General features: G+C 51.1%; 9 protein-coding genes and 3 pseudogenes. 5 read left to right on the top strand and 7 right to left on the bottom strand.

Annotated features, from left to right (window positions below; translation table 11 throughout):
- Positions 1-193 precede the first annotated feature (193 nt).
- A complete protein-coding gene (gene erpA, locus O3W44_RS09395; RefSeq protein ID WP_269292854.1) occupies positions 194-541 on the top strand; it encodes an iron-sulfur cluster insertion protein ErpA in 348 nt (115 codons plus the stop codon).
- Between the two features lie 30 nt (positions 542-571).
- Here the strand turns inward: erpA and O3W44_RS09390 are convergent, their stop codons facing one another.
- The 3 genes from O3W44_RS09390 to mtnN all read right to left on the bottom strand — a co-directional run bounded on the left by O3W44_RS09390 (position 572) and on the right by mtnN (position 2,433).
- Positions 572-823, bottom strand: coding sequence for a hypothetical protein (locus O3W44_RS09390; RefSeq protein ID WP_269292853.1), 252 nt, complete (start codon positions 821-823; stop codon positions 572-574).
- 124 nt (positions 824-947) lie between these two features.
- Positions 948-1,742 (bottom strand): vitamin B12 ABC transporter substrate-binding protein BtuF, encoded by a 795-nt coding sequence (gene btuF, locus O3W44_RS09385; RefSeq protein ID WP_269292852.1) that lies wholly within the window; start codon positions 1,740-1,742, stop codon positions 948-950.
- Positions 1,735-2,433, bottom strand: a complete 699-nt coding sequence (gene mtnN / locus O3W44_RS09380; RefSeq protein ID WP_269292851.1) for a 5'-methylthioadenosine/S-adenosylhomocysteine nucleosidase — start codon at positions 2,431-2,433, stop codon at positions 1,735-1,737. The genes btuF and mtnN overlap by 8 nt, the downstream gene beginning before the upstream one ends.
- A 101-nt stretch (positions 2,434-2,534) precedes the next feature.
- Between mtnN and dgt the strand changes: the two are divergent.
- The 3 genes and pseudogenes from dgt to O3W44_RS09365 all read left to right on the top strand — a co-directional run bounded on the left by dgt (position 2,535) and on the right by O3W44_RS09365 (position 6,927).
- Positions 2,535-4,024: pseudogene (gene dgt, locus O3W44_RS09375) on the top strand (dGTPase).
- A 152-nt stretch (positions 4,025-4,176) separates the two neighbouring features.
- Positions 4,177-5,586 (top strand): serine endoprotease DegP, encoded by a 1,410-nt coding sequence (gene degP / locus O3W44_RS09370; protein ID WP_269292850.1) that lies wholly within the window; start codon positions 4,177-4,179, stop codon positions 5,584-5,586.
- A gap of 183 nt (positions 5,587-5,769) precedes the next feature.
- A complete protein-coding gene (locus O3W44_RS09365) occupies positions 5,770-6,927 on the top strand; it encodes a CdaR family transcriptional regulator (protein WP_269292849.1) in 1,158 nt (385 codons plus the stop codon).
- A gap of 61 nt (positions 6,928-6,988) precedes the next feature.
- Here O3W44_RS09365 and O3W44_RS09360 read toward each other — a convergent pair whose 3' ends face one another.
- The 4 genes and pseudogenes from O3W44_RS09360 to map all read right to left on the bottom strand — a co-directional run bounded on the left by O3W44_RS09360 (position 6,989) and on the right by map (position 12,022).
- On the bottom strand, positions 6,989-7,381 hold the full coding sequence (locus O3W44_RS09360; RefSeq protein WP_269292848.1) for a DUF3461 family protein: 393 nt from the start codon (positions 7,379-7,381) through the stop codon (positions 6,989-6,991).
- A gap of 221 nt (positions 7,382-7,602) precedes the next feature.
- Positions 7,603-8,426, bottom strand: a pseudogene (gene dapD / locus O3W44_RS09355) (2,3,4,5-tetrahydropyridine-2,6-dicarboxylate N-succinyltransferase).
- An 81-nt stretch (positions 8,427-8,507) separates the two neighbouring features.
- Complete coding sequence (gene glnD / locus O3W44_RS09350) at positions 8,508-11,162, bottom strand: bifunctional uridylyltransferase/uridylyl-removing protein GlnD (RefSeq protein ID WP_269294408.1); 2,655 nt, start codon at positions 11,160-11,162, stop codon at positions 8,508-8,510.
- Between the two features lie 65 nt (positions 11,163-11,227).
- Entirely contained in the window at positions 11,228-12,022 is a 795-nt protein-coding gene (map, locus tag O3W44_RS09345; protein WP_269292847.1) for a type I methionyl aminopeptidase, read from the bottom strand.
- Positions 12,023-12,337: 315 nt separating this feature from the next.
- Between map and rpsB the strand changes: the two are divergent.
- Positions 12,338-13,062 (top strand): annotated as a pseudogene (rpsB, locus tag O3W44_RS09340) (30S ribosomal protein S2).
- Positions 13,063-13,115 lie beyond the last annotated feature (53 nt).

The following is a 13,115-nucleotide window of genomic DNA, read 5'->3' as shown; positions in this document are numbered from 1 at the left end:
GCGGTTCAGTAAAATATCGCGCCATTCTACGGAAGAGGCGCGACAGGCGAAAGGGTGGAACAGCCTGCAGTACCACTAACCTTAGTTAAAGCGGCACAGAGTGCGAAGCTCAAAACTTGATTGCGTTGAAGGGCTGGCAGATAATAGCGAGATTGAGGTCGTTTTCTGACCTGGACGTTTACTGGAGTCAAACATGAGTGAAGAAGTAGCAGCACTGCCGTTGCAATTTACCGATGCCGCCGCCAACAAGGTAAAAAGCCTGATTGCTGACGAAGAGAACCCGGAGCTGAAACTGCGCGTTTATATCACTGGCGGCGGTTGCAGTGGTTTTCAGTACGGTTTTACTTTTGATGACCAGATGAATGATGGCGACATGACGATTGAGAAACAGGGCGTGTCGCTGGTTGTTGATCCAATGAGCCTGCAATATCTGGTGGGCGGTTCGGTCGACTACACCGAAGGGCTGGAGGGTTCACGCTTTATCGTTACCAACCCGAACGCAAAAACCACCTGCGGTTGTGGTTCCTCGTTCAGTATTTGATTGTGCAGGCCGCCATTCGGCGGCCTCGTTTTACCACTCAATCGTTACCAGTCGTCCCGTCTCTTTCTGTTTTGCATCTTGTTTAATCTCGCTTTGAGTAATGCGTGGCTGCGCACTGAGGTGGCGCCCGCAATCGACCTGCGGCGTGGTTTGAGCATTTGTCTGGTTAATTTCACAGCGTGAGTAAATAATCAGCCTGGCGCCAATAGAACCGGTGGTTGACCCTGCAATGGCAGAGCCAGCGATCGTCAGCCCTATGGCCAGAAGCAGTGTTCTGGTCATGTTAAGTTCCTGGTGTAGTCAAAAGGCGCTTAGCGCAAAAAGGACGGCGAGCATACGTGGCTTGCGCGTCTCATTTACTGATTAACGGCAAAAACTGGTTTTTCTTTAATCGATTAAGCCGACATTATTGTGCTGGGTGTAATACTGCACACAGCTGCTTTGCCGCTAACAGCATACGTGGACCGGGACGACTGAGCCAGTCATCGTTAATGGCAATCACCGGCACGTTAAGCTGGGGCTGCCAAAACTGCGCCACGCTCGCTGCCTGTTGTTGATTGCCACCGATCAAAATGGCCTGGGGATGGCGCATCAGCACCTGTTCACGGCTCACCTGCGGCCAGCTGACGCGACTGTCAGCAAAGATATTTTTGCCGCCACACAGCCCGATAATGTCGTTTTGTAAGGTGGCCTTCGCGGCGGTAAACAGCGGTTGCTGCCCGAATTGCAGAAACAGCGGAATCGGTTTTTGTGAGGCGTATTGCTGACGCAGGCTGGCTTCCTGCTGGCGTAGCTGTTGGGCAGCTTTGGCCGCCTCTTCAGGATGAGGGCTCCATTTTCCCAGCGCAGCGAGCGCATCGATCATGCCAGCCAGATTCGCGGGATCAATCCATTCAATATGCACACCAAACTGCTGTAGCTGATCGATCTGACGTTGAGGATTGCCGCCGCGCCAGGCTAATACCACATCGGGCTTTAATTGCAATATGCGTTCGACTTTGACCCCTTGCCAGTTAGCGACCTGTTCAATCTGTTTAGCGGCAGGGGGATAATCGGACCAGGCACTCACCGCGACGGGCGTAATGCCTGCGGCAAAAGCCAGCTCGGTTAAATGGGGCGCAAGGGCGATAACGCGCGGAGGGGCGGCAAACAGGCTACTGCTGATCAGCAGCAGCCAGCAGAAAAGAAGACGTTTAACCACGCGCCAGACGTGCCAGCAGATTCTCAACCATCAGGGAAGACTGTTTGGCGGCTACGCTGAGGAACTCATCAAAGCTCAGATGTGATTCCTGATCGGCAACGTCGGAAATCGCACGAACCACCACAAACGGTACCTGGAACTGGTGACAAACATGACCAATCGCTGTTGCTTCCATCTCAACGGCAATAGCCTGCGGAAAGGTAGTGCGAATGCGTGCCAGCGGTTCAGCGCCATTGATAAAAGCATCGCCGCTGACCACTAAGCCGCGCACGGCGTTGAGATCCAGTTGCTGAATACAGGCTTCGGCCTCGGCGATTAACGCGGGATCGGCAACAAAGGCCGCAGGACAACCTGCCATTTGACCTGGGGCATAACCAAAAGCGGTGACATCCGCATCGTGATAACGCACTTCTTCAGATACCACAATGTCGCCAACCTTCAGCGTCGGCGCTAATCCACCAGCGGAACCGGTATTAATCACCACGTCCGGTTTGCACAACTGCAACAGCAGCGTAGTGCCGAGTGCCGCTGCTGTTTTACCAATGCCTGACTTCAGCAGAGCAACCTCAACGCCGTTAAGCGTGCCAGTATAAATCTCACAACCGGCCAGCGATAAGGTTTGACGGTTTTCGATTTTGTCACGCAGCAGGGTGACTTCCTGCTCCATCGCGCCAATGATGCCTGCTTTCATAAAATGTCTCGCTAATAATGAGTAGATGTGATCGACGAAATTAAGGCGTAGTCTATCATGGCTGACAGGGGAATAATTCACGAAAAAATAAGGGGTAATCAATGGCAGCGATCAATTTCAGGAAGAAGATCAGCTTCACTCGCCCTTATACCAGTCGAAAAGATCCAGAAGGCGAATATTATATTACCCGCCATTTTGAGAGCGATCGTGGTCGGATAATTAACTCGGCGGCGATTCGTCGACTGCAACAGAAAACGCAGGTCTTTCCGTTAGAACGCAACGCCGCAGTGCGTTCGCGGCTGACGCATTCGCTTGAAGTGCAACAAACCGGGCGCTATATCAGCAAAGAGATCCTGCAAACCCTGAAAATGCAGGGAGGGTTAGCGCAGTATGGCCTGGATGAGCTGGAAGGCGCATTTGAAAGCCTGGTGGAGATGGCGTGCCTGCTGCACGATGTGGGTAATCCGCCGTTTGGCCATTTTGGTGAAGCCGCCATCAATGACTGGTTTGAAGATAACTTGCCCGCAAACCTGGTCGATCCGTTAGTGGCTGGGGTGGAAACTGACGAGCAACGCAGCTATTTTGACCAGTTAAATGCAACGATTCGTCAGGATTTGTGCCATTTTGAAGGCAATGCCCAGGCTATTCGTATGGTGCATACGTTACTGCAACTGAATCTGAGTTATTCACAGGTTGCCTGTATTTTGAAATATACCGCGCCCGCCTGGTGGCAAGGGGATAAGCCAGCGGAATTCAGTGCGCTAATGAAAAAACCGGGTTTCTATTTATCGGAACAGGAATATATTGCTGACCTGCGCGCGGCAACGAATATGGCAGAACATCACCGCTTTCCCCTGACCTATATTATGGAGGCCGCGGATGACATCTCTTATTGTATTGCTGATTTGGATGACGCCGTTGAAAAAGCGATTTTCAATGTAGACAGCCTGTATGAATTTCTCAGCCGGGCATGGGGACCGATTAAAAATAACGACGCGTTCAGCCGTACTATTGGCGAGGCCTGGCGTGAAGCCAGCAGTAAAAAACGTCGTAGCCGCAGCGATCAATTCTTTATGTCGCTACGGGTCAATGTACAGAGTGTTTTAGTCACGTATGCAGTAAAACGCTTTGTTGATAATCTTCCCGCTATTTTTGCTGGAAATTTTAATCACGCATTATTAGAAGATGATGGTGAAGAGGGGCGTTTATTACAGCTGTTTAAAACGGTTGCCCGTCAGCACGTATTCAATCATTCCGAAGTTGAGCAGTTAGAATTACAAGGTTATCGGGTAATTAAGGGGTTGTTAGAGATATATGAACCTCTGATGCGGCTAAACTATGAATCTTTCACCAGTTTGATAAATGATGACTTTTTGCGTCATCATCCGATAGAAACCCGCTTATTTCATAAACTTTCGGGTAAGCATCGCAAAGCTTATCAGCAAAAGATGCGTACACTGGCGGTTGAACATAAATATGAGCGCCTGTTATGGGAACGTTATTATCGCTTTCGCCTCATTCAGGATTACATCAGCGGCATGACCGATCTTTATGCCTGGATGAGTATCGTCGTTTGATGGCCGTGGAATAACCGGGCAATTGTAAAGAGGCCGCATAAATTTTTACTTTTACCTAAAACTTTATCAGGAACTTCGCGCTAAAACATTTATCTCAGCATACGACCACAGCAATGGTCGGGACGTTAATCTTTGAGAGATATCGAAAAATGAAAAAAACTCATTAATGCTAAGTGCTCTGGCACTTAGTCTTGGTATGGCTCTGACGCCTGCCAGTGTGTTCGCTGCAGAAACCGCTTCTTCTACCACCCAGCAATTGCCGAGCCTGGCACCCATGCTGGAAAAAGTGATGCCTTCTGTTGTCAGTATTAGCGTTGAAGGCAGCACCACGGTAAAAACGCCGCGTATGCCGCAACAATTCCAGCAGTTTTTTGGCGACAATTCGCCTTTCTGCCAGGAGGGTTCACCTTTCCAGAATTCGCCGATGTGTCAGGATGGTGGCCCTGATGGCGCACCCAATACCCAGCAGGAGAAATTCCGCGCCCTGGGCTCAGGCGTTGTGATTAATGCCGATAAAGGCTATGTCGTGACCAACAATCACGTCGTCGATCACGCCACTAAAATTCAGGTGCAGTTGAGCGATGGTCGCCGTTATGACGCCAAAGTCATCGGTAAAGATCCAAGTTCAGATATCGCGCTGATTCAACTGCAGGATGCTAAAAATTTGACGGCGGTTAAGCTTGCTGACTCCGACAATTTGCGCGTGGGTGATTACACCGTAGCGATTGGTAATCCTTATGGTTTAGGCGAAACCGTTACGTCAGGCATTGTCTCAGCACTGGGCCGTAGTGGCCTGAATGTTGAAAATTATGAGAACTTTATTCAGACCGATGCCGCAATTAACCGGGGCAACTCAGGTGGCGCGTTGGTGAATCTCAATGGTGAACTGATCGGTATCAACACTGCCATTCTGGCACCGGACGGCGGTAATATCGGTATCGGCTTTGCCATTCCAGCCAACATGGTGAAAAACCTGACTGCGCAAATGGTTGAATATGGTCAGGTGAAACGTGGTGAGCTGGGCATCATGGGCACCGAGCTTAATTCAGAGCTGGCGAAAGCGATGAAGGTTGATGCGCAGCGCGGCGCCTTTGTTAGTCAGGTTCTGCCGAACTCTGCTGCCGCGAAAGCGGGTATCAAAGCGGGAGATGTTGTGGTGTCGATGAATGGCAAACCGCTGACCAGTTTTGCCTCGCTGCGTGCTGAAGTCGGCACGTTACCGATCGGCACGACGTTGAAACTGGGCTTGCTGCGTGACGGCAAACCAGTGGATGTCTCTGTGCAGTTGCAGCAAAGCACACAGAATAAAGTGCAATCCGCCACTATTTACACCGGTATCGAAGGCGCAGATCTCAGCAACAGCGATGGCAACGTTAAAGGCGTACGTGTTGATAACGTCAAAGCGGGCAGCGCAGCCGCACGGATTGGCCTGAAAAAAGGTGATGTTATCCTGGGTGTAAACCAGCAAGCCGTCGCTAATCTGGGTGAGCTACGTAAGATTCTCGACACCAAACCCTCGGTGTTGGCACTCAACGTAAAACGGGGCGACAGCAGCCTTTATCTGCTTATGCAGTAACTGTTGCGCGACTCCTCTTTTAAGCGGACCCCGGTCCGCTTTTTTTATGGCTGCAATGTCGGCGGAAAGAATGTGATGCTTGCCGCAAAATAAGTAAATGCTGCTCTGGCTCTGTGCATTTGCACAATGTTCCGTGGCTGGCCCGCGTATTCTGTATTCCCTTCTCTTTATCAGGAGTATTGGATGGCTACCTATTACCTCGACGCCCGGCTGGCACAGGATATTGTGGCGCGCACCATGAAAATTATTGACAGCAATGTCAACGTGATGGATGCACGTGGACGCATTATTGGCAGCGGCGATCGGGAGCGTATTGGGGAATTGCACGAAGGCGCGTTGCTGGTGCTCTCCCAGGGACGCGTGGTAGACATTGATGAAGCGGTGGCGAAGCATCTGCACGGTGTGCGGCCTGGCATTAATTTGCCGCTGCGTATTGATGGCAATATCGTGGGCGTGATTGGCTTAACCGGCGAGCCACTGGCGCTGCGCCATTATGGTGAGCTGGTCTGTATGACCGCAGAAATGATGCTTGAACAGGCGCGCTTGCTGAACATGCTGGCGCAGGACAGCCGTTTGCGTGAAGAGCTGGTGTTGAACCTGATCCGCAGCGAAAGCTTAACACCTCAGCTGACCGAATGGGCACAGCGTTTAGGGATCGATCTCAATCAACCCCGGCTGGTGGCGGTGGTAGAGGTCGACAGCGGTCAGTTAGGCGTAGACAGCGCCATGTCCGAGTTGCAACAGTTACAAACATTACTGACGACGCCAGAGCGGGATAATTTGATTGCTATCGTTTCACTGACGGAAATGGTGGTATTGAAACCCGCGCTGAATGCACATGGGCGTTATGATCAGGACGATCATCGCAAGCGAGTCGAGCAGTTACTTCAGCGCATGAAAGAGAGTGGAAACTTACGCATGCGTATCGCACTAGGTAATTACTTTACCGGTCCCGGCAGTATTGCCCGATCCTACCGCACCGCCCGTACCACGATGATGGTCGGCAAGCAGCGTATGCCCGATGTCAGAAGCTATTTTTATCAGGATTTAGTTTTACCGGTATTGCTGGACAGCCTGCGCGGCGGCTGGCAGGCAAACGAACTGGCGCGGCCGCTGGCTAAGCTAAAAAGTATGGATAATAACGGCCTGCTGCGTCGCACCTTGCTGGCCTGGTTTACCCATAATGTGCAACCCAGCGCAACCGCGCGCGCGTTATTTATTCATCGCAATACGCTGGAATATCGCCTGAACCGCATCTCTGAGCTGACCGGTCTTAACCTGAGCAATTTCGACGATCGCCTGTTGCTGTATGTCGCATTACAGCTGGATGAGCAGGGTTAACGTCGTCATACAGACATGAAAAAGGCCAGCGAATGCTGGCCTTAAAATGGGCTGGCAGAACTTAACGGCTGTTGCGGGTTAGCTTCTCAAGATCGGATTCAATTTCCGTGATCTTGTTAGTTACTACGCTTTCCAGGTGACGTAAATCATCCAGAATTTTACGTTTCAAATCGACTTCGATTTGATCGCGCTGGCAGATTTGATCCAGCTCATCAATCACATAACGCAGATTTGGGCTGATCTCCTGTACTTCTTTATAACCGTGTGAAGCATGGTCTGCGATCACTGTTTTACGCTGGCGCGGATATTTAAACTTCACGCTTTTAGCGAAAAATTCACCTTTATCTTTACGGAAGTAAATTTTAAGAATGTCGTTATTGGCTTCCTGACGCAGGCTATAACGGTCAATGTCGTCCGGGTTACTGATACCTAAGCTTTTAATGTTGTCGTACATAACGTTGTTCCACCAGATAAGAGAAGTGCGCAGAGGAGTTCATGGCTAAAACAACTGTAGACATAAATAGCAGAATGAACATTGCGCGACGGGATTTAACTGGCGCGGATTATGACCTGGATGAAAATTAAACGCACCTGTTAATTCGCAGCGCGAAACAGGATGTCTGGCAGGAAGTGTAAAGAAAAAATTACGGGCCGGTTGCCGGCCCGTTCAGCGGCTTAGTCGATGGTACGCAGCAGCTCGTTGATACCGACTTTACCCAGCGTTTTGGCATCAACTTTCTTCACGATCACAGCACAGTAGAGACTGTAGCTGCCATCTTTGGAAGGCAGGTTGCCAGAAACGACAACAGAGCCGGCTGGAACGCGACCGTAGTGTACTTCACCCGTTTCGCGGTCATAGATTTTGGTGCTTTGGCCAATATAAACGCCCATTGAAATCACGGAACCTTCTTCAACGATAACGCCTTCAACAATTTCTGAACGTGCGCCAATGAAGCAGTTGTCTTCAATGATGGTAGGGTTAGCCTGAAGCGGCTCCAGCACACCGCCGATACCCACGCCGCCGGACAGGTGCACGTTTTTACCGATCTGCGCGCAAGAACCCACAGTGGCCCAGGTATCAACCATGGTGCCTTCGTCAACAAATGCGCCGATATTAACGTAAGAAGGCATCAGTACGGTGTTACGTGCGATATAAGCGCCCTGACGAACAGCGGCTGGTGGTACAACGCGGAAGCCTTCTTTTTGAAGCGCGCTTCATCCCAGCCGGCAAATTTCATTGGCACTTTGTCGTAGAAACGGGTTTCTGCGCCTTCCATGACCTGGTTGTCATTGATACGGAAAGAGAGCAGTACTGCTTTTTTCAGCCACTGATGCGTTACCCACTCACCGTCGATCTTTTCAGAAACGCGCAGCGAACCGCTGTCCAGCAGAGAGATAACCTGATTGATGGCATCACGGGTTTCGCTGTCAACGCTGGTGGGGGTAATATCAGCGCGACGTTCGAAGGCGGATTCAATAACGCTCTGTAACTGTTGCATATTTTTTTCCTGAGTCTGTTGTGTGCAGTGCCGTGCAATCATGCATCTGGCACAAGTAAACTATTCATTAATCGATTGCGGTCACACTTTATCGTTTGGATTAAGGGCTTCTGTCAACCGTTGTTGCAATGCTTTGCGCATTTCGTCATCAAGCGCCTGACGATCGCTGTTGGCTAAAATAAATAAGTCCTCGACGCGCTCGCCAATGGTGCTAATGCGTGCGCCGTGCAGCGACACGCCAAGATCGGCAAACACTTCTCCGACACGTGCCAGCAGGCCTGGCTGATCGAGCGCCACCAGCTCCAGATAACTGCGGCGATCGGTATGTGTAGGCAGGAAATTGACTTCGGTATCGACACTAAAGTGCTTCAGCCTGGCGGACTGGCGACGCGTACGCGGCGGCACCCAGTCGGATTGAGTAATAGCTTGCTCCAGCGCCTGGATAATCACTGGATGGCGATCGGCAGCCAGCGGGCTGCCGTCTGGCTCCAGAACAATAAAAGTATCCATTGCCATGCCGTCACGGCTGGTAAAGATCTGCGCATCGTGCACGCTGAGATTACGGCGATCCAGCTCACCGGCGACGGCGGCGAAAAGGTGAGGACGATCCGGACTCCAGATAAAGATTTCGGTGCCACCGCGCGTCGCTTGTGGGCTGACCAGTACCAGCGGCTTAGTCAGATCGTGTCCCATCAGGTGTCGGGCGTGCCAGGCAAGCTGGTTCGGCGTATGACGCAGGAAATAATCCGCGCGGCAGCGGTTCCAGATGTGATGTAAACGCTCTTCGTCAATATTATCCATACGCAACAGCGCCAGCGCCTGCAAACGATGATGACGCACACGTTCGCGCAGGTCCGGGCTGTTTTCCATGCCGCGACGCAGCTGTTTTTCAGTGGCGAAAAACAGTTCACGCAATAAACTCTGCTTCCAGCTGTTCCACAGGCTCTCATTGGTGGCGCAGATATCTGCAACGGTTAAACACACCAGATAGCGCAGGCGATTCTCATTATGCATCACTTCAGCAAACTGCTGAATCACCGTGGGATCCTGAATATCCCGGCGCTGGGCAGTAACCGACATCAATAAATGATGGCGCACCAGCCAGGCAACCAGCTGAGTTTCTCGCGAATTCAGGCCGTGCATTTCGGCAAAGTCCAGCGCATCCTGGGCACCAAGAATTGAGTGGTCACCGTTACGCCCTTTGGCGATATCATGCAGCAGGGCGGCCATTAACAGCAGCTCCTGCTGCGGCAAGCGTGGCCATAATTCAACGCAAAGCGGATGTTTTGGACGTGTGGCTTCGTTGGCGAAGCTTTCCAGCTTTTGCAACACGCGGATGGTGTGTTCATCCACAGTATAAGCGTGGAACAGATCAAACTGCATTTGGCCTACGATATGGCCCCATAACGGCGTGTAGGCCCATAACACGCTGTGGCGATGCATAGGCACCAGTGCACGCTTGACCGCACCAGGATGGCGAAGAATAGCCATGAAAATCTGGCGCGCTTCCGGGATCTGACACAGCGGCTGCTTTAGATGGCGGCGCGCATAACGCAGATGGCGCAGCGTGGTGGAGTAGATGCCTTTAATCTGTTCATTGCGCACCATAAGATAGAACATGCGCAAAATGGACTGCGGCTCACGGTCAAACAGCGTTTCATCGCGTAGATCAATAAGGTCACCGCGTAACTGAAACTCGTCGTCTATCGGGCATGGTTTCTCATGGGTTGAGAGCGCCAGAATCGCCTCGTCAAACAGCTGCAGCAGCATCTGATTCAGCTCGCCGATGCGGCGGGTAACGCGATAGAAATCTTTCATCATGCGCTCAACCGGCTCATTGCCTTCGCCCTGGTAATTCAGGCGTTGCGCAACGCTGAGCTGACGATCAAACAGCAGGCGGTTGTCATAACGGGGCAGCGAAAGATGCAGAGCAAAGCGGATACGCCAGAGAAAATCCTGACATTCGTTAAGTTCGTTGCGCTCAACTTCAGTAAGGAAACCAAATCCAACCATTTCATCCAGCGTGGTGGCCCCAAAATGGCGGCGCGCCACCCACTGCAAGGTGTGAATATCACGCAAGCCGCCGGGGCTGCTTTTAATATCTGGCTCAAGGTTGTAACTGGTGCCGTGATAGCGTTGATGACGCTCTGCCTGCTCCTCAATTTTTGCTGCAAAGAAGCGTGAAGAGGGCCAGAAACCGTCACTAAAAACATTCTTTTGCAACTCAAGAAACAGGGCAACATCGCCAGTCAGCATGCGTGACTCAATCAGGTTGGTGGCCACGGTCAGATCCGACAGACCTTCCAGCAGGCACTCTTCCAGCGTACGCACGCTATGACCCACTTCCAGTTTTAAATCCCACAGCAGCGTCAGAAATTGACTGGTGCGCTGTGCAGCCTCTTCATCAAGCGACTGACGGCTAAGAATCAACACATCAATATCAGAGAGTGGATGCAGCTCACCGCGTCCATAACCGCCGACCGCCACGAGCGCAATGGCAGCCATGTCATCGAAACCGAAGAAGCGCCATAAGCGACGCAGCAGGCGATCAATAAAGCGCGTGCGGGTGTCAATCAAGGTTTCAACTGCTTCACCGGCATCAAAAGCGGTAGCTAAGTGTTGCTGAAAATTTTCCAGTTTCTGTTTTAACGCGTCGCGTGTTATCTGGTTATCTTCCCAGTGGGCCGGGGAATCTTTCAGACCTTTTCGTACCTCATTCGACAGGCTCACGCTCATGCAGCTTATCTCTTCTTTAGCCATAAAAAAGCCGGCTTAGCGCCGGCTTTTTCGTTAGTGGGGAATCACCCTTCGTTCACCAACACCGCAGGAAGGGTGTCATCTTTACGCAGGGTTAAAATCTCACAGCCGTTATCCGTGACCACAATAGTATGCTCGTACTGTGCGGACAAGCTGCGATCTTTGGTTTTTACCGTCCAGCCATCTTTCATGGTACGAATACGATAATCTCCCGCATTAACCATGGGTTCAACCGTAAAAGTCATGCCCGCTTGTAATACCACGCCGCCATCGTCTGCATCGTAATGCAGCACCTGTGGTTCCTCATGGAAACCTTTGCCGATGCCATGACCGCAATATTCACGCACCACCGAAAAGTCATTCGCTTCGACATATTGTTGAATAGCACGGCCCAGCTCGCGCAGGCGAATGCCTGGTTTAATCAGGCGCAGCGACAGATAAAGGCTTTCCTGAGTGACGCGACACAGGCGCTCACCCTGAATAGTCGGTTTGCCAACGATAAACATTTTTGAGGTGTCGCCGTGGTATTCATCTTTAATGACGGTAACGTCAATATTAATGATATCGCCATCTTTAAGCTGGCGCTCATCGCTGGGAATACCGTGACAGACCACTTCGTTGATCGAGATACAGACTGATTTCGGGAAGCCGTGATAGCCAAGACAGGCAGAAACAGCGTGCTGCTCGTGGGTAATATAGTCGTGGCAGATGCGATCCAGTTCACCGGTTGTCACACCGGGTTTAACATGCTGCTCGATCATCTCCAGCACCTCGGCAGCCAGGCGGCCAGCGACGCGCATTTTTTCGATTTCTTCAGGGGTTTTGATTGAAATTGCCATTAAATTAATCCGCATTTGCCGAAATTATCGACAATAATGAACTCTGTGCTGTCATGTTAGCAGCCAGCAAATGGGCTGCCAAATAGAGAACGCGCTGGCCTGAATCAGCGAACTATTATTGGCGTCACAGGTGCAATTATGGTATAAAGCGCGCCGACGATTCTCTGTACGACTGTTTTGGTCGGCAGGAAACGCATAACTCTCATTATGTGTAATAAAACACACATGTATCGACACATGCGCCGGGGTGCCTCGTAAGAGGTCGGTTGTATGGGATACATGGAGGCCCAACCCCAATCTATCATAGAGGTAATCATGGCAACTGTTTCCATGCGCGACATGCTCAAGGCTGGTGTTCACTTCGGTCACCAGACCCGTTACTGGAACCCGAAAATGAAGCCATTCATCTTCGGTGCACGTAACAAAGTTCACATCATCAACCTTGAAAAAACTGTACCTATGTTCAACGAAGCCCTGGCTGAGCTGAACAAGATTTCTTCCCGTAAAGGTAAGATCCTGTTTGTTGGTACTAAGCGCGCTGCTGCTGAAGCAGTAAAAGAGTCTGCACTGAGCTGCGACCAGTTCTTCGTAAACCACCGCTGGTTGGGTGGCATGCTGACCAACTGGAAAACCGTTCGTCAGTCTATCAAACGTCTGAAAGATCTTGAGACTCAGTCTCAGGACGGCACTTTCGACAAACTGACCAAAAAAGAAGCACTGATGCGTGCTCGTGAACTGGCCAAGCTGGAAAACAGCCTGGGCGGTATCAAAGACATGGGCGGTTTGCCGGACGCACTGTTCGTTGTTGACGCTGACCACGAACACATCGCAATCAAAGAAGCAAACAACCTGGGTATCCCAGTTTTTGCTATCGTTGATACCAACTCTGATCCAGATGGCGTTGATTTCGTTATCCCGGTAACGACGATGCGATCCGTGCTGTAAGCCTGTACCTGACTGCCGTTGCGACTACCGTTCGTGAAGGCCGTTCTCAGGACCTGGCTGAGCAAGCCGAAGAAGCGTCTTTAGAAAACGCTTAATAAGGTCTGCTCTGCATAAGAGCCCTTAGTATTCAGATGTGATCTGTAAGGGG

Origin of the sequence: Pantoea sp. LMR881 (genome assembly GCF_027157825.1) — a bacterium.
Taxonomy (GTDB): Bacteria; Pseudomonadota; Gammaproteobacteria; order Enterobacterales; family Enterobacteriaceae; genus Pantoea; species Pantoea haifensis.
Note: the sequence above shows the minus strand (reverse complement) of the source record. Positions and strands in the feature narration are given on the sequence as shown.

What these genes read in the sequence shown, in the direction of transcription:
- erpA (WP_269292854.1), top strand. Translation starts at nt 194, where the DNA reads ATGAGTGAAGAAGTAGCAGCACTGCCGTTGCAATTTACCGATGCCGCC.
- O3W44_RS09390 (WP_269292853.1), bottom strand. Translation starts at nt 823, where the DNA reads ATGACCAGAACACTGCTTCTGGCCATAGGGCTGACGATCGCTGGCTCT.
- mtnN (WP_269292851.1), bottom strand. Translation starts at nt 2,433, where the DNA reads ATGAAAGCAGGCATCATTGGCGCGATGGAGCAGGAAGTCACCCTGCTG.
- degP (WP_269292850.1), top strand. Translation starts at nt 4,177, where the DNA reads ATGCTAAGTGCTCTGGCACTTAGTCTTGGTATGGCTCTGACGCCTGCC.
- O3W44_RS09365 (WP_269292849.1), top strand. Translation starts at nt 5,770, where the DNA reads ATGGCTACCTATTACCTCGACGCCCGGCTGGCACAGGATATTGTGGCG.
- O3W44_RS09360 (WP_269292848.1), bottom strand. Translation starts at nt 7,381, where the DNA reads ATGTACGACAACATTAAAAGCTTAGGTATCAGTAACCCGGACGACATT.
- glnD (WP_269294408.1), bottom strand. Translation starts at nt 11,162, where the DNA reads ATGAGCGTGAGCCTGTCGAATGAGGTACGAAAAGGTCTGAAAGATTCC.
- map (WP_269292847.1), bottom strand. Translation starts at nt 12,022, where the DNA reads ATGGCAATTTCAATCAAAACCCCTGAAGAAATCGAAAAAATGCGCGTC.